Origin of the sequence: Vibrio superstes (assembly GCF_003569005.1) — a bacterium.
Classification (GTDB): domain Bacteria; phylum Pseudomonadota; class Gammaproteobacteria; order Enterobacterales; family Vibrionaceae; genus Vibrio; species Vibrio superstes.
On the sequence record NZ_BCUR01000004.1, the window covers coordinates 2,255,051 to 2,272,470 of the forward strand.

At 45.3% G+C, this 17,420-nt stretch carries 17 protein-coding genes; 8 read left to right on the plus strand and 9 right to left on the minus strand.

The features are described 5' to 3' along the window. Positions 1–11: 11 nt before the first annotated feature. From nagA to asnB, 5 genes are all read left to right on the plus strand, one after another. Entirely contained in the window at positions 12–1,148 is a 1,137-nt protein-coding gene (gene nagA / locus D5I41_RS18235) for an N-acetylglucosamine-6-phosphate deacetylase (protein WP_119011022.1), read from the plus strand. A gap of 2 nt (positions 1,149–1,150) precedes the next feature. Then, positions 1,151–2,371, plus strand: coding sequence for a DNA-binding transcriptional regulator NagC (gene nagC / locus D5I41_RS18240; protein WP_119011023.1), 1,221 nt, complete (start codon positions 1,151–1,153; stop codon positions 2,369–2,371). A 70-nt stretch (positions 2,372–2,441) separates the two neighbouring features. After that, the gene (locus D5I41_RS18245) at positions 2,442–4,031 is read left to right on the plus strand and encodes a cation:proton antiporter domain-containing protein (protein ID WP_162892862.1); all 1,590 of its coding nucleotides are present in this window, start codon (positions 2,442–2,444) and stop codon (positions 4,029–4,031) included. Positions 4,032–4,278: 247 nt separating this feature from the next. Continuing rightward, the gene (locus D5I41_RS18250; protein WP_235868948.1) at positions 4,279–5,310 is read left to right on the plus strand and encodes a GGDEF domain-containing protein; all 1,032 of its coding nucleotides are present in this window, start codon (positions 4,279–4,281) and stop codon (positions 5,308–5,310) included. A gap of 188 nt (positions 5,311–5,498) precedes the next feature. After that, a complete protein-coding gene (gene asnB, locus D5I41_RS18255; RefSeq protein ID WP_119011025.1) occupies positions 5,499–7,163 on the plus strand; it encodes an asparagine synthase B in 1,665 nt (554 codons plus the stop codon). 107 nt (positions 7,164–7,270) lie between these two features. Here asnB and rfaH read toward each other — a convergent pair whose 3' ends face one another. From rfaH to htpG, 4 genes are all read right to left on the minus strand, one after another. Then, complete coding sequence (gene rfaH / locus D5I41_RS18260) at positions 7,271–7,774, minus strand: transcription/translation regulatory transformer protein RfaH (protein WP_119011026.1); 504 nt, start codon at positions 7,772–7,774, stop codon at positions 7,271–7,273. Between the two features lie 101 nt (positions 7,775–7,875). Next, positions 7,876–8,850, minus strand: a complete 975-nt coding sequence (hemH, locus tag D5I41_RS18265; RefSeq protein WP_119011027.1) for a ferrochelatase — start codon at positions 8,848–8,850, stop codon at positions 7,876–7,878. 84 nt (positions 8,851–8,934) lie between these two features. Next, positions 8,935–9,579: an adenylate kinase gene (adk, locus tag D5I41_RS18270; RefSeq protein WP_017029273.1), complete on the minus strand. Its 645-nt coding sequence runs from the start codon at positions 9,577–9,579 to the stop codon at positions 8,935–8,937. Positions 9,580–9,757: 178 nt separating this feature from the next. Further along, positions 9,758–11,659, minus strand: a complete 1,902-nt coding sequence (gene htpG / locus D5I41_RS18275; protein ID WP_119011028.1) for a molecular chaperone HtpG — start codon at positions 11,657–11,659, stop codon at positions 9,758–9,760. A gap of 255 nt (positions 11,660–11,914) precedes the next feature. Between htpG and D5I41_RS18280 the strand changes: the two genes are divergently transcribed. Together D5I41_RS18280 and D5I41_RS18285 are read left to right on the plus strand one after the other, a co-directional pair. Continuing rightward, positions 11,915–12,760, plus strand: coding sequence for a winged helix-turn-helix domain-containing protein (locus D5I41_RS18280; protein ID WP_119011029.1), 846 nt, complete (start codon positions 11,915–11,917; stop codon positions 12,758–12,760). Then, positions 12,760–13,284, plus strand: a complete 525-nt coding sequence (locus tag D5I41_RS18285) for a regulatory protein ToxS (protein WP_119011030.1) — start codon at positions 12,760–12,762, stop codon at positions 13,282–13,284. Before D5I41_RS18280 ends, D5I41_RS18285 begins: the two co-directional genes overlap by 1 nt. A gap of 54 nt (positions 13,285–13,338) precedes the next feature. Here the strand turns inward: D5I41_RS18285 and yfcE are convergent, their stop codons facing one another. The 5 genes from yfcE to D5I41_RS18310 form a co-directional block, all read right to left on the minus strand. Further along, entirely contained in the window at positions 13,339–13,884 is a 546-nt protein-coding gene (gene yfcE, locus D5I41_RS18290; RefSeq protein ID WP_119011031.1) for a phosphodiesterase, read from the minus strand. 127 nt (positions 13,885–14,011) lie between these two features. Next, positions 14,012–14,422, minus strand: a complete 411-nt coding sequence (locus tag D5I41_RS18295) for a CBS domain-containing protein (protein ID WP_065210124.1) — start codon at positions 14,420–14,422, stop codon at positions 14,012–14,014. Between the two features lies 1 nt (position 14,423). Next, on the minus strand, positions 14,424–14,774 hold the full coding sequence (locus tag D5I41_RS18300; RefSeq protein ID WP_119011032.1) for a P-II family nitrogen regulator: 351 nt from the start codon (positions 14,772–14,774) through the stop codon (positions 14,424–14,426). After that, positions 14,764–15,558, minus strand: a complete 795-nt coding sequence (locus tag D5I41_RS18305; RefSeq protein WP_119011033.1) for a DUF1538 domain-containing protein — start codon at positions 15,556–15,558, stop codon at positions 14,764–14,766. The genes D5I41_RS18300 and D5I41_RS18305 overlap by 11 nt, the downstream gene beginning before the upstream one ends. Next, positions 15,555–16,280: a DUF1538 domain-containing protein gene (locus tag D5I41_RS18310; RefSeq protein WP_065210125.1), complete on the minus strand. Its 726-nt coding sequence runs from the start codon at positions 16,278–16,280 to the stop codon at positions 15,555–15,557. Before D5I41_RS18310 ends, D5I41_RS18305 begins: the two co-directional genes overlap by 4 nt. A 218-nt stretch (positions 16,281–16,498) precedes the next feature. Here D5I41_RS18310 and D5I41_RS18315 point away from each other — a divergent pair, with 218 nt between their 5' ends. Then, positions 16,499–17,407 (plus strand): TIGR01777 family oxidoreductase, encoded by a 909-nt coding sequence (locus D5I41_RS18315; protein WP_119011034.1) that lies wholly within the window; start codon positions 16,499–16,501, stop codon positions 17,405–17,407. The last annotated feature ends 13 nt before the right edge of the window (positions 17,408–17,420 follow it).

Here is a 17,420-nt window from a genome sequence, read left to right on the forward strand (position 1 = left end):
GAGCAGCAAGTATGTATGCATTAACGAACTGCACCGTATTCACGGGTAGCGACATTTTAATTAACCACGCGGTTGTCGTTGAGAACGACCGTATCAAGGCGGTATGCCTTGAAGAAACATTAGACTCAGGCATTGAACGTATCGATCTAGAAGGCGCTAATCTAAGCCCAGGCTTCATCGACCTTCAATTAAATGGCTGTGGCGGTGTGATGCTCAATGATGACATCTCGCCTGAAACGATGCAGATTATGCACGAAGCCAACCTAAAATCCGGCTGCACCAGCTTTTTACCAACGCTGATCACCTCTTCAGACGAAAATATGCGCAGCGCTATCGAAGCTCAGCGTAAATATCAGGAACAAAACAAGCATCAGTCACTCGGTCTACACCTTGAAGGTCCTTACCTTAACCTTGCAAGAAAGGGCATCCATACCGAGTCATACATTCGTCAATCGGATGATGAGATGATCGGTTTTATTTGCCAGCACTCAGACCTAGTGGCCAAGGTAACTCTAGCACCAGAACAAAACAGACCTGAGCACATCAAGCAACTGAAAGAAGCTGGGATTGTTGTTTCTATTGGTCACACTGCCGCAACGTATCAAGAAGCACGTGATAGTTTTGAGCAAGGTATTACCTTTGCAACTCACCTATTTAATGCTATGACGCCAATGACAGGTCGTGAGCCAGGCGTAGTGGGCGCAATATTCGACACTCCAGACGTATATGCGGGCATTATCGTTGATGGGCATCATGTTGATTATGCTAACATCCGTATCGCTCACAAACTTAAGGGCGAAAAGTTGGTGCTAGTAACCGATGCAACAGCCCCAGCAGGCGCTGAAATGGACCAGTTCAATTTTGTCGGAAAAACCGTGTACGTTCGTGATGGGATGTGTGTGGGTGAAGACGGTACATTGGGCGGTTCTGCACTTACCATGATTGAAGCCGTAGAGAACTGCGTTAACCATGTAGGTTTATCTCTCGATGAAACGCTACGCATGGCAACACTCTATCCCGCAAAAGCTATGGGCATGGAGCATAAACTAGGTCGCGTAAAAACTGATATGATTGCAAACCTTACCATTTTCAACAACGACTTTAACGTTAAAGCGACCGTAGTAAACGGTCAATTTATACAGGGATAATTATGACTGGCGGACAAATTGGCAACGTAGACCTAGTAAAGCAGTTGAACAGCGCAGCTGTTTATCGACTGATTGATCAACAAGGGCCTATATCACGCATTCAGATTGCTGAATTGAGTCATTTGGCGCCAGCGAGTGTCACTAAGATCACTCGTCAGCTATTGGAATGTAATTTAGTACAAGAGGTTGCACAGCAGGCCTCGACCGGTGGCCGACGAGCGATATCCCTAACCACACAGGTGACTCAGTTCCACTCTATTGCGGTGCGTGTTGGCCGAGATTATATTCAATTGTCTTTGCATGACCTGAGCGGAGAGATCCTAGCGCAAAGTGAATCGGCAATTCAGTACAGCGACCAAGAGCAATTGGTTGGGCAAATATTCGATAAAATTAAACTTTTCAAAGCCAGTAACGAGGGCATTTCCCATAACCTGATTGCGATTGGTGTGATTTTGCCTGGCTTAGTAAACCCAGATGTAGGCGTTGTGCAATACATGCCTAACACTAAGATTGATAATCTACCTTTGGCGAAAATTCTGAAAGATGAATTTAAGACCGAGTGCTTTGTGGGTAATGATATCCGCGGTATGGCTCTTGCTGAGCACTACTTTGGCGCGACGCGTGACTGCAAAGATTCAATCTTAATTAGTGTTCACCGCGGAACCGGTTCTGGCATTATGGCTGGAGGTCAGGTGTTCTTGGGCTCAAACCGAAACGTAGGCGAAATAGGTCATATTCAAGTAGACCCTCTTGGCGAGCAGTGCCAGTGCGGTAACTTTGGCTGCCTAGAGACAATCGCAGCTAACCCTGCGATTATCAAAGGTGTAAAAGCACGTTTAGCGCAAGGCTATAACTCTACGCTTGCCGATGAGTCCCAAGTTACCATCAATGCTATCTGCAAGCACGCACTCAGCGGCGATGCGCTAGCGACACAAAGTATTGTACGCGTGGGCGATCAACTCGGTAAAGCTGCGGCCATTGTAATTAACTTGTTTAACCCGCAAAAGATAGTTATTGCAGGTGATATTACCAAAGCAAAAGAGGTATTATTCCCAGCAATTCAAAGGAACGTAAATAGCCAATCGCTCACTGCGTTTCATAAAGACTTACCTATTGTCTCCTCTGATCTAGAGCAGTATCCGACAATGGGGGCGTTTGCTATTGTTAAGCGAGCCATGTTAAATGGCATATTGTTACAAAAATTGATGGATTCTACGCAATAAGTTCAATCATCTCAGACTCGTTTGTGGTTGAATATGCGCCAATTTCTCAACCACTTTCGAGACTGCATAAATGGATATAATGCTCATTTTCGGTGCTTTTGTTGCCGGCTTTGTCGCACAGCGCTGTAACCTCCCTCCCCTTGTCGGTTTTTTGCTGGCTGGTTTCACCCTTAATGCCTTTGGTTTCGAAAGCAACGATGCAATCAATCAGCTTGCTGATCTTGGTGTCACCTTGCTGCTATTCACTATCGGACTAAAGCTGGATATTAAGGTACTACTGTCCAAAGAGATTTGGGCTGGTGCTACCCTGCACAACCTTGCCTCTACCGCCTTTTTTACGTTCTGTTTAGTGGCATTACAAGTTATCGGTGTAAACCTTTTCGCTGATATGTCCTTTGCGCAGCTCATCATCCTAGGCTTTGCACTCTCTTTTTCTAGTACCGTATTTGCCATCAAGGCCCTACAAGATAACGGTGAACTAAACTCCGTCTATGGCACCATTGCCATTGGTATTTTGGTCATGCAGGATATCTTTGCGGTGGCTTTTCTGACCGTATCTACCGGTAAGATCCCAGAATGGTACGCCATTATCCTATTTGCGCTGCCGTTAGTCCGCCCTCTTTTCTACAAGGTATTAGATAAAGTAGGCCACGGAGAGTTATTAGTACTGTGCGGTATCTTCTTCGCCTTAGTTGTGGGGGCTGGGCTATTTGAATTAGTCGGCGTGAAAGGCGATCTCGGTGCGCTAATTCTTGGCATGCTGCTTGCCGGGCATAAGAAGGCGTCTGAGCTTTCCAAGTCTCTGTTCAATTTGAAAGAGATGTTCTTGGTCTGTTTCTTCCTGAACATTGGTCTGTCTGAACAACCGACCGTGGCAGGATTGATTCTGGCTCTGGTATTCATGCTGTTGTTGCCAGTCAAGGGAGTGCTGTATTACCTCATCTTAGACCGATTTAAATTTCGAGTTCGAACCTCGCTACTCGCGTCACTCACGCTATTTAACTTCAGTGAGTTTGGCTTGATTGTCGGCGGTTTAGCCTACAAACAAGGCTGGATATCCGGTGACATCATGGTTTCTATCGCCCTAGCCGTATCGATTTCTTTTATTATTGCTGCGCCCCTTAACCGCTTTAGCAATAGCATCTATCGCCGCAGTGCCAGCTGGCTTAAAGAGCACAGCGACGCCAAGATTAATATTCGCGACCAGTTTATTGGCGTTGGTCAGGCTCAGGTTATGGTTCTGGGTATGGGTCGTATCGGCACAGGTGCCTATGATGAACTCACACAGCGACACGGTGATATCTGTTTAGGCGTAGAAATACGAAATGACACAGCCGATCACCACCAACGCCATGCTAGAAATACTATTTGTGGTGATGTGACCGACTCCGATTTTTGGGAGCGTATCCAGAAACTGGATCAAATAGAGTTGGTCTTACTGGCCATTCCGAATAACCAGGGTAACCGCTTCGCCCTAGAGCAGCTACGACTTCGAGGCTACCAAGGGAAAGTCGCCGCCATTGCTGAATATCAAGATCAGGTTGAGCAGTTTATTGAACTTGGCGCAGATGCAGCATTCGATATATACCGAGAAGCGGGTAGCGGTTTTGCACGGCACGTGTGCGATACATTGTCTCCCAACTTCAAACCCATCAAATAAAAGCAGATCGAGTCTTCATTGAGGGCTCGATTTGCTTTATTTCATTGATAATAAGGAATATTCCAGATTGAGCTCCGAGTTGTTCTATGATTAATATAAATTATTGATAGAGCGGATATTTGTGTCCTCAGCCCCGTATAACTCAGTTCAACGTAGCTTCAGCCTGCACGTAGTCAAAAACAACAAAAATCAGTTGCAGCGTGGATTACCGCTTATAGCTCTGCTCATGTTTGCTCTTGGGGTGTTCATGCCTCTATGGGAGTCAAGAAGCTTTTTACTCAATTTAGAGCACACCTACGGACTGTTCCGCTCTTATATGGTTTACGTGGCTCCCACTCTCATACTAGTTACTTGGGCATTGGTCAGTAAGCTACGTGCAAGCTACATCACTAATCTGACTTGCCTGTTTGTTGTTGCTAACCTTCTAGCGGTTCAACATGCCGCTCTGGTCACCCTTTCCATCACTCTCTCCCCCGTATCGGTCATTATAGTGACAGCCATGGCAAAATTGGTCATTTTGCGCACCAGAGAAATTATCGTTATCTACTGTTTCAGCCTACTCGCCGGATTTGGCATTGTTGAGCTAGTTCATAACCAACAAATCATGTCTTTGCACCTTTATGTGACTATTGCCATCCTGCTAGTTTGGGTCCTATATCTTGGCAGCGACCATTACAAAGCCCATCTTCGAGCCTTTGTGCATAGTAAAGAGCAGTGGCGCGCTCAAAAACAGATTCGATTACAGTTGATGGAGCTGGAAGCTCAAAAAAAACAACTCCAACAGCTTTTAGGTAAGGATGCTCTGACGGGAATCTTCAATCGCGGTTACTTCGATCAACATTTAAGGGACGAGATTAAGCGAACCTCCCGTTCGTCTGCCCCGCTAGGGTTGCTAGTTGTGGATATCGATCACTTTAAAATGGTTAATGATCAGTTGGGTCATCATACTGGCGATGTTTACTTAACAAAAGTGGCCAAGGCGTTGGAAGACATTGCCAAGCGACCAGCAGATGTCGTTGCGCGCTATGGCGGTGAAGAATTTGTCCTTTTACTCCCTGATACTGATAAAAAAGGGCTTGAGATACTCTCACAGAAAATCCTATTTAGCATTAACGAGCTAGGCATCCCTCACCCTATTCAATCACAACTTACCGTCAGCATCGGCGGTTGTGAGTTTGATTCACACTCTATGGATAAGGTGTCGTTTTTTGAGCGAGCAGATCAGGCTTTGTATCGAGTCAAATCCAACGGACGCAATAACTACTTTATTGCAAACTAGCCTCATCCCTACACTGATATTGTCTAATTGTTGACTTATATTAGATGTCATCTAACAAAAAGGCCTTTTTACTAAACAAAATAAACATTAGTCACTCTTTGATTATTAAAATGTTGATTAGTGGGTTGCTTTTTTTAGCGACAATGGCAAATTGAACACATACGGAAATGAATTTGTAAGGAAGATATATGTGTTCGGTATTTGGTATCCTCGACATTAAAAGTGATGCAGAGAAACTTCGCCCATTGGCGTTAGAGATGTCGAAGAAACTTCGTCACCGCGGACCTGACTGGTCTGGTATTTACTCATCAGAAAAAGCGATTCTAGCGCATGAGCGTTTGGCTATTGTGGGTCTAAACAGCGGCGCGCAACCTCTATACAGCCCAGACAAAAAGCTAGTGCTAGCGGTTAATGGTGAGATCTACAACCATAAAGAAATCCGAGCACGTTACGAAGGTAAATACGACTTCCAAACAGATTCAGACTGTGAAGTTATTCTAGCCCTTTATCAAGATATGGGTGCTGACCTACTTGAAGAGCTAAACGGTATCTTTGCGTTTGTTCTTTACGATGAAGAGAAAGAGACTTACCTCATTGGTCGTGATCATATTGGTATTATTCCTCTATACCAGGGCCATGATGAACACGGAAACTTCTACGTTGCTTCAGAAATGAAAGCACTGGTACCTGTATGTAAAACCGTCAGCGAATTCCCTCCTGGTTGCTACCTAGAATCTGGCGCACTAGATCCAACTCGCTACTACATCCGCGACTGGAACGAATACGCAGCAGTTCAAGGGAACTCCACCAGCAAAGAAGACCTAACAAAAGCGTTAGAAGATGCCGTAAAACGTCAGCTAATGACAGATGTGCCTTATGGAGTGTTGCTCTCAGGAGGTCTAGATTCTTCTATCACTTCTGCTGTCGCAAAACGTTTTGCTGCAATGCGTGTTGAAGATGATGACCAATCTGAAGCTTGGTGGCCACAGCTTCACTCATTTGCTGTTGGCTTAGAAGGCGCACCGGATCTTATTGCCGCTCGCGAAGTAGCTGACCAAATCGGTACTGTACACCACGAAATGACTTACACCATTCAAGAAGGTTTAGATGCGATTCGTGATGTGATTTACCACATTGAAACGTACGATGTGACAACGATTCGAGCTTCAACACCAATGTACTTATTGGCACGCAAGATCAAGGCGATGGGCATCAAGATGGTGCTTTCTGGTGAAGGTGCAGATGAAATCTTTGGTGGCTACCTGTACTTCCACAAGGCTCCAAACGCACAAGAGTTCCACGAAGAAACAGTACGTAAACTACTGGCGCTAAACATGTTTGACTGTGCTCGTGCTAACAAATCACTGGCAGCATGGGGTGTCGAAGGTCGCGTACCTTTCCTAGACAAAGAGTTCATTGATGTGGCAATGCGTCTTAACCCAGCAGACAAAATGTGTGGCAACGGTAAGATGGAGAAACACATCCTGCGTGAATGTTTTGAGCACTACCTACCAGAATCTATCGCATGGCGTCAAAAAGAGCAGTTCTCTGACGGCGTTGGCTACAGCTGGATTGATACCTTGCGTGAAGTCGCTGAAGCTAAGGTAACGGTTCAGCAAATGGAAACCGCTAAGTTCCGCTTCCCATACAACACTCCTTTAACTAAGGAAGGCTATGTATACCGCGAGATCTTTGAAGAGTTGTTCCCGCTGCCGTCAGCCGCTGAGTGTGTTCCTGGTGGACCATCTGTAGCGTGCTCTTCAGCTAAAGCCATTGAGTGGGATGAGTCGTTTAAGAACAACGCAGATCCTTCAGGTCGTGCAGTTAAAGCGGTACATAACGAGGCTTATTAAACCTCTCAGCAAAACACAACAAAGGGCACTGTTTAGTGCCCTTTTTCTATTTCAAATCCAGTGTTAACTAGGTACTGACCTGTCTGGTATTTGTCGCGTATGAAAGTCTAGCTTCTAGCTTCAATATCTTGGTTGTCTACTTGAACTTCTACCTTCTTGTTGATCATAGTAATCAACAAAATAGAGCGCTTCTCACCATCAGCCTCATGGTAAATCGCATCGACACCAGCAAATTGCCCTGATTTGATCATGACTTCATCGCCTTTTTGGAATAAGTCAAATGCAACCTCAGTATCTTCCTGAGAGCCCTCAAATTGCTTAAGGGTATACACTAGATCACCTTGCAGCTCTGTAGGGTAGATACCATTACGAATAAAATCAGACACACCACGTGTTGAACGCACAGTGGTAAAGGAAGGGCCTACTTCAAAATCAAAGCGTACAAACATATAGCTTGGAAATAGAGGCTCAGATCTCTTCTGGCGCTTACTTCTAACCATTTTTTCTACAGTGATCTTGGGGTAGTAAACCTCTACACCTTGATTTTCAAGGTGTATTTGCGCCCGTTCTTGATCACCGCGCTTACAATACAATAAATACCAACGTTTCATGGCTGCTACCTTTTATCTGATACTAGGCTTTGCGCCGTAATTTTAACGTTGGTATTCTATCAGCTCACCCACCGACATGAAATCCGACCGAGCACGAGTGCTCACTCTCCATTCAATAAACGCGCATTTACTAGACTGGCCATCAGTTCAATATGCTTGTCTCCGTCGTTAAGGCACGGTATGTAATTAAAGCTTTCACCACCCGCCTCTTTATAGAGTTCGCAGCACTCTTCAGACAGCTCCTCTAGTGTTTCAAGACAATCCACAGAGAAAGCAGGTGCTAAGATATCCAGCTTCTTAATACCTTGTTTAGGCAACTGCTCTAATGTCTTATCGGTATAGGGCTGCAGCCATTCTTCGCGACCAAAACGCGATTGATAGGTCATGCCCATTCGATCGGAGCCTAGCCCAAGCTCTTGCGCTAATAACTCCGTAGTCTTCTCGCAGTGTTGAGGGTAGACATCACCATTGTCAGCAAATCGTTTCGGTATGCCGTGATATGAGCAAAGTAGGTATTCACTCTCTCCACGCTCACGCCAAGATTCTCGTACTGAGTCAGCCAGAGCCTTAATATAAAGCGGGTGATCATGATAGTCACCAATCACTTCAAAGGAAGGCACTACCGTCATCTGTTTGAACGCCTTACCCAGACCATCAACAACAGCAGCGGTTGTGGTTGCAGAATACTGCGGGTACAAAGGTAGCACTATGACCTTTTCAACGCCCTGCTCAAGCAGTGATTGCATGCCAGACAGCAGGCTTGGATTACCGTAGGTCATCCCTAGTTCGACCGGAACATTAAGGCTTTGTTTTAATTTACTCGCTTGCCTGCGAGAGAAGACCATCAGGGGTGAGCCTTCACTCATCCACACCCCTTGATAGAGCTTGGCTACCTTAGGAGCGCGAATAGGCAATATCACGCCGTGCAGCAACGGGCACCATACCCAACGCGTCATATCCACTACACGCTTATCGTGCAGAAACTGGCTTAAGAATCGTTTAATGGCTTTAGGGGTTGCTTCATCTGGGGTCCCTAGATTAACTAATAACACCCCTGTTTTAGATTGGTTTTCCATAACATCCTGACATATAAGCAATAAAAAAGGACGACCAATGGGTCGTCCTTCTAGTATCTAAATTCGCTTAACAATAAGCAATGATTAAGATAACGCTTTTTCGATGTCAGAGCTTACTTCTGCTACTTGCTTAGTACCATCGAACTTAAGGTACTTAGTGTTACCAGCTTCTGCTTCTTTACCGTAGTACTGAACTAGCGGAGCAGTTTGCGTGTGGTATACACCTAGGCGAGCGCGAACAGTCTCTTCTTTGTCGTCATCACGAACAACAAGCGCTTCACCTGTTACGTCGTCTTTACCTTCCTCTTTAGGCGGGTTAAATACAACGTGGTATGTGCGACCTGATGGAAGGTGAGCACGACGACCGGCCATACGCTCAACAATAACATCGTCAGCTACGTCAAATTCGATAACGTAATCAACATCAATACCCATCTCTTTAAGGCCATCAGCCTGAGGGATAGTGCGTGGGAAACCATCTAGTAGGAAGCCTTTCTCACAATCGTCTTGTGCAATACGCTCTTTGATAAGACCTAGAATGATATCATCAGAAACCAATTGGCCTGCATCAATTACACCTTTAGCTTTTTTGCCTAACTCAGTGCCCGCCTTGATAGCAGCACGTAGCATGTCACCAGTAGAAATTTGTGGGATACCGTATTTTTCCATGATGAACTGAGCCTGAGTGCCTTTACCTGCACCAGGAGCACCTAAAAGAATGATGCGCATTGTTTTTCCTCTTTAATGTTCTTCTTTTATACCGAAGCTCACAAACCGACAACAAACAGTAAGCCACTGATTTTGTTGTAAGTTTCGGTATAACTCTACGTTTAGTAATGATTAAGCCCAGAATACTATCATAATTCTGGGCTCAATGTTCAGCTTTGCGACTAATCCGTGAGATTGACTATTTAATCAACAATTGGTTTACCGCGCTTAAGAACTGGCTTGGATCTTCTAGAGAACCACGCTCTGCAAGCATAGCTTGACCAAGTAGAAGCTCAACATAACGACCAAAGGCAATCTCATCAGCAGTATCAGCCATTTGTTTCACCAAATCGTGCTCTGGGTTTAGCTCTAAGATGTACTTCACCTCAGGAGCGGCTTGACCTGCAGCCTCAAGAAGCTTAGCCATCTGCGTGCCCATTTCCATATCATCGGTAACCACTACCGCTGGAGTGCTTGCAAGCTTAAAGGTGGTACGCACCTCTTTAACGCGGCCACCCAGGTACTCTTGCGTGCGCTCAACCACAGACTTAAACTCTTCTTCGGTCTCTTTCTGCTTCTCTTTCTCTTGCTCGTCTTCAAACTTGCTGAGATCTAGGCCTGCTTTGGTGATTGACTGAAATTGCTTGCCGTCGAATTCTGTTAGGTAGTTCATTAGCCATTCATCGATGCGATCAAACATCAATACAACTTCAATACCTTTGGCTTTAAATTGCTCAAGGTGTGGGCTGTTTTTAGCCGCTGCGTAGCTATCAGCAGTCAAGAAATAGATCGTGTCTTGACCTTCTTTCATACGCTCAACATAGCTTGCAAGACTTACCGACTGCTCATTGCTATCAACTTCTGTTGAAGCAAAACGCAATAGGCCTGCGATCTTCTCTTTGTTAGCGCTGTCTTCTGCTGGGCCTTCTTTTAACACCAAACCAAACTCTTTCCAGAAAGAAAGGTACTTGTCATCGTCTTTCTTCGCTAGTTTCTCTAGCATGGTAAGAACGCGCTTAGTACACGCATTACGAAGCGACTGAGTCACCTTGTTGTCTTGCAGGATTTCACGTGACACGTTTAGTGGCAGGTCGTTTGAATCAATCAAGCCCTTAACAAAGCGCAGGTACGAAGGCATGAACTGCTCTGCGTCATCCATGATGAATACACGCTGAACATACAGTTTAAGACCACTCTTATGGTCACGGTTCATCATATCCCAAGGTGCTTTTGAAGGAACGTACAGCAGGCTCGTGTAATCGTTCTTACCTTCTACCTTGTTGTGGCTCCATAGCAATGGATCCGCAAAGTCATGAGAAACATGCTTGTAGAACTCTTTATATTCTTCATCATTGATGTCAGATTTTGCACGAGTCCAAAGCGCTTGCGCCTTATTGATTTGTTCCCACTTGGTTTCGTCTGTTTCCTTGCCTTCTTCATCCGTTACCTTGATAAGAATAGAAACAGGAATACCAATGTGGTCAGAGTATTTGCTGATCACATCACGTAGACGCCATTCAGATAGGAACTCTTTACCTTCATCACGCATGTGCAAGATGATGTCAGTACCGCGGCTTTCTTTGGTAATGTCTTCAATGGTGTAGTCACCTTCACCCGCAGAGTGCCACTGTACTCCGTGATCAGCCGACAAACCGGCAGCACGTGTACGCACAGTTACTGCATCTGCAACGATAAAGGCAGAATAGAAACCAACGCCAAATTGACCAATAAGCTGTGAGTCTTTTGATTGGTCTTCAGAAAGCTTAGAGAAGAACTCCGCAGTGCCCGATTTTGCGATTGTGCCTAGGTGCTCAATCACATCATCACGGCTCATGCCAATACCATTGTCCGATACTGTCAGAGTGTTGGTCTTCTCATCGAAAGAAAGCTTCACACCGAGATCGGCATCGCCTTGGTATAAGTCAGGGTGAGATAGTGCTTGGAAGCGCAGCTTATCAGACGCATCTGATGCATTAGAAATAAGCTCACGTAAGAAAATTTCTTTATTTGAATACAGTGAGTGAATCATAAGGTGCAGCAGTTGCTTTACCTCTGATTGGAAACCTCGAGTTTCTTTATTAGCTGACACAGTCTCGCTCATTTTGACTCCATACTTTTATGTTTACTCATAACTGCACCAGGTTAGAATTTACTGGTGCTTGTACTCATAAGGCATGAAATAAGGGTGAGAAGTGCAAATTCAAGGTCAATTACTATAAAAAAACTGTTTTTTAGATAAAATTTTATTATGCTAGGGCGGTTATTCGCTCTAAAAGGCGATATATCTCACACTTCATATGGAGTGAGTGTGATGGGTTATGGAAGCGTGTGTCAGCGAAAATCAAAGAAGATCTAAATGAGTAAAATCGGTATTAAATACGTACTAGCCCAGAAGTATATTTTTGATCCAAACAGCAACTCACTTGTCGATCAATCAGATGACGATAGTTTAGTGCGACTTGGTAGTAATGAAAGTCGAATCCTCACCCTACTTTGCGAACATCCAAATGAGGTGGTTACTCGTGACCAACTGCATGAATTTGTTTGGAGAGATCAAGGTTTTCAAGTTGATGATTCTAGCTTAACTCAGGCAATTTCTACTCTTAGAAAAATGCTAAAAGATTCCACCAAATCCCCACAGTTTGTAAAGACTGTGCCGAAGCGTGGCTATCAATTGATCTCGTCTGTCGAGCGCGAAACCCCGACGCCTCAAACAGAGGAAAAAGTCGCTACTCCAGCAGCAGAGCCGGCTCTTGCTTCGATCACTACGTCGCAGCTAAAAGAATCTAAAGCCGAGCAAAACACCAAGAAACACGCGTTCTGGACAAATTGGGATACAAACACCCGAATTTTACTGTTGGTGGCGATTTTATTGCCAATTATTGCACTAATCATCCCTAACTCTTCACCGTCTACATTCCGTGCCGTCACGGTAGTCAATGATGTACCGGTTAAAACTACCGAAGGCCACCCTGATCTGACCAACTGGATGGAAAGCATCGAAAGCTGTGTAGACCATTACATGACCGCTTATACGGATGAGTCTGACCCTGTTGAAATCATTGCAACGGCAAGCCAATCAGAGCAGCTCTATTTAAGCTACATTCATGGGCCACAGTTTACCTCTGAAAATAGCACTGTTCGTCTTGTTGGCAAACAGCAAGACCTTGCCAAGATCTGCGCAAAAGGAGGCAGCAAGTAATGAACCAACGTGTAGCATCAATTCTATTAGTAATCTCTGTCGTGTTCAGTGGTTGGTTATACTGGGGCAGTGACGTCAAGATCGAACAGGTATTGACCTCTCGTGAATGGCAAACAAACCTTAATACGTTTGTTCACTCTGATCTCGCTGACGATAGCATTGGGCCTCTGAACAAGGTCCACATTATGTCTAATGTAAAATACCTACCTAATGGCGACTACATTCGTGCATCACGTATCCAGTTGTTCAATGACGTCAATGTTGTGTCATTTACGATGAACATTACTGAATCAGGTCTGTGGCAACTAAGTGATAACTATCTGTTGATCGATCCTAAAGAGTTTAAAGATTCTTCAGCTATCGATAGCCAAGATTTCACTGAACAACAGCTTAGAGTGATAAAGCAGCTGTTTATCACTGATGCCCAACAAAGCCGTCGCGTGGACATCATCGATGACAATTCAATCTTGCTGACCAGCCTAGGGCATGGTTCTCGAGTGTTGGTATCGACGCCGGCGATGTAAGTTAAAATAAAAAAGGAGGCTCAGCCTCCTTTTTTGACCCTAGGTTCTAGATTCCTAGATATTAGTTTCCGCCAACACATCCCCATCAAAGCTAACAACGCTAAGTCTGTTGTCTTCAAGCACCCCGTAGCTTGCTACATTGCCACCTTTAGGCAAGGTTACAGAACCAGGATTAAACAAGGTATACTCGCCCATTGATGCGGCTACAGGCAAATGAGTATGTCCGTGCGCGAGAACATCACCGCTTTTGAGTGGTGGCAATCTATCTTGGTTGTACAAGTGCCCGTGGGTTAAGAACAGGCGCTTTCCGCTTTCTAGTAATACAATGGCAAAGTCGCTCAGTACAGGGAAATCAAGCAACATCTGATCCACTTCACTGTCACAGTTACCTCTTACTGAAATAATGTCGTCTTTATACTTATTGAGAAGTTCCGCTACCTGCGCTGGCGCATAGGCTTCTGGAACTGGATTTCTCGGTCCATGGTTTAGGATATCGCCGAGCAAGATAAAATGCTCCGCACCAGAGGCGTGATAAGCTTCGACAGCTTTTTCCGTTGAGGCTAGGCAGCCATGCAAATCAGAAGCAAAAAACAGTTTCATATTGAATTACTCTATCGTCTTACATTGGCCGAGAGTGTACCAATGCCCTCTGTTTTTCTCCAGAGGATACCGTCTGAAGTTGGTAAACAGCTATTACTTCACTCTTATGCAGGCCCTTGTGGTTAGGTTAGAACTCCGAATCTAACACCATGCCCTTCACAACAATATTGTTGTAGCTCACCATCCCAAGCACATTACCATCTAAAACAACCGGAGCCCGGCTAATTCCAAATCGCTCAAACAATCGTGCGCAATATTTGACATTCATATCTGGTGATACACACAACGCAGGCTTACTCATTATCTCATAGACATTAGTTCGAGCCGGTGAGCGATTCTGAGCCAATACTTTCTTGGCAATATCGTTCATCAACACCAAACCATATTCGTCATCCTCATGGCGTTTATTTACGATCAGTGCTTTGACCTCGTTTTCACGTGCTATGCCTATTGCTTCCTGAACTGTCATTAGGCCATCAACAATGGCATAGGTTGCAGACATAACATCCTTTACTCTGCGGCTGGTGTGACTTTTCATATCATAGTTCCCTCTCTACTAATTTGGTTAGAGTCTCAACCTGATGGGCGACTCCAACGGCATCCTCCACATCTATCTGTACTGCGATACCTTGTCCTGATTCTTGGTCAAATTCACCAATATCGCTGATCTTCTCCAAAATACGGCGCGATAAGTGCTCTTCAACCACAAACAACAATACGTCCTTTTGAACCTCAAGCGTCAACCCTAAGAAAGTACGCTTTTGATTCAACCCTTCACCTCGAGCATTACTGATCACAGTCGCACCCGTTGCACCCGCAGACCTTGCAGCATCAAGTACCGCGTCCGTGCGGATATCCTCAACAAAGGCTAGTATCAATTTAAATCGCATTAGAATCCTCCTTAATAGGATGGCGCTGGTTAAGCCAGCGTGTAATCTGCGCATACCCCATGACAGTAATAATTGGGAATAGACTGGCAAAGGCAATAAGGCCAAAGCCATCAATCAGTGGGCTTCGGCCCGGTACCGTCGAGGCAAGCCCTAAACCTAGTGCCGTCACTATGGGCACTGTGACGGTTGATGTGGTAACACCGCCACTGTCATAGGCAAGGGGAATGATCATGGATGGAGATAGGTAGGTTTGCACAATAACAATCAGATAACCCACTATGATGTAGTAGTGAATAGGATCACCTGCAACTATGCGATAACAGCCTAGTGTAATGCCAATCGCGACACCCAATGCAACCGCCAATCGCAATCCATTAACCTTGATACTACCGCCAGAGACCTGATTGGCTTTAATCGCTACCGCTATTAACGAGGGCTCGGCTATGGTGGTACTAAAACCGATGCAAAAGGCAAACAGATACACCCAGTAATAATCAAACCAACGCAGCAATCCAGCCTCAGATAATCGCATCTCTTTTAAGAACTCTGGCATGGTCAGTTGCATGGCCATAGTTTCTCCCAATGGGAACAACGCGGCCTCTAGTCCAATCAAAAATAGCGCCAATCCGACAATCACTAATACGAAGCCAAGCAATACCGAGGGCAAATTTCGTATAGGTCTGCGCAAAACCGCCACCTGAAAGCCAAACAAGATCACACCAATGGGAAAGACGTCCATGACTGTGGAGGCAAACACTTCAAGGGTATGAGCTAGAGTAATCATGACAGCCACATCCCATACAGCATTACGAAGATCATGGGTAACAAGGAAGCAAATGCGATTAGCCCAAAGCCATCCACCATAGGATTGCGACCCTTGATCGAAGAAGCAAGCCCTACTCCTAAAGCGGTGACTAAAGGCACAGTGATGGTCGACGTTGTCACCCCACCTGAGTCATAGGCAATGCCAATGATGCTTTGCGGAGCAAAAAAGGTCAGCGAGACCACCAGTAAGTAACCACTGATAATCAAGATGTGGATTGGCCACCCTTTAAGAATTCGATACACCCCAAGCACCAGGGCGCACCCCACCGACAGCGCGACGGTTAATCTAAGGTGGAAGGTATAATCTTGCATACTGTCATCATTAAACGCGATCACCCCTTCTTTCGCAGCCACCTCTGCAGCCTCCATTGCCACAGCCGTAAGCGCAGGCTCCGCTATAGTTGTGCCAAAACCAAGACAAAAAGAAAAGAATATCAGCCATGCCACACTACCCTTGCGTGCAAACGCCTGCGCCATCGACTCTCCGATGGGGAACAGCCCCATATTGAGCCCAAGCACAAATAAGGTAAGCCCCAGCACCACCAGTAGCATGCCGAATAAAATGGTAAAGAAATGCGGGAGGGGTTGTTGCAGAATAACTAGCTGAAAGAATGCCACCACCAAAACGATGGGCGTCAGATCTTTTGCACTATCAATGAAAGATCGTAGGAAGACATTCATCTGCTTGCGTTATTCCTTACGTATTAAAGAAATTAAACCGTGTGTTAATCTTATAGATTAACTATGGTCAATTATCCGTGGCCTAGGTGTGACGTGAGGCTCGAAATGTAACGTCTATAATTATAGGCTCTTTCAGCTTAGCGCTGGATATACACATAACGTCGATAATACTGGCTAGGGTCTGTTGACCTTCTGCGATTACTCTACTTGGAGCAGGTATGCACATATTGATTACTGGTGGTACTGGGTTTATTGGCCGCGCGCTGGTCAAACAACTCATCCCTCATCAAATGACTATCTTGACTCGTGACAGTGACAACGCTGCGCAGCAATTAAAGCACGTAAACCCTAATTGCTTGCACTTTGTGCAGTTTCTTGACCAACTACAAGACCTTTCTGGCTTTGATGCTGTGATTAATCTGGCCGGAGAGCCTATTGTGAATAAGCGCTGGTCTGACGCGCAAAAGAAGCGCATCTGTGACAGTCGCTGGGACATCACTCGGCAAATCGTAGACCTCATTAAACGCTCTTCAAATCCGCCCAAGGTATTGATCAGCGGCTCTGCAGTCGGCATTTACGGAGATCAAAATCAAATTCGCGTCGACGAAGAAACTCCCTATAAGGCAGAGGGTTTTCCGCATTACGTTTGCCAAGAGTGGGAAGACATCGCCAATCAAGCGCGCAGTGAACAAACCAGAGTCGCGCTGCTTCGAACAGGAATCGTGTTGGGGGAAAATGGGGGCGCACTAGAAAAAATGCTCCTCCCATACAAGCTTGGTCTCGGTGGCCCATTAGGCGCTGGCCAGCAATACATGCCATGGATTCACATTCAAGATATGGTGAGAGCCATTCAATTTCTACTCGAAACAGAGAGCTGCTCGGGAGTCTTTAATATGGTGGCACCGCACCCTGTTACCAATAAAGAATTTAGCCAAACATTGGCAAAGACCCTCTCAAGACCCCACTTTTTATTTACACCTAAATTTGCCATGCAGATGGCCTTGGGCGAATCCAGTTGTTTATTGTTTGATAGCGTCAAAGCCAAGCCAAAACGCCTCACTGAAATGGGCTTCACTTTTAATTACTCGAGGGTCCAGCCAGCGCTGTCGCAAATTTTGTCACACTAACTTTTTACAATTT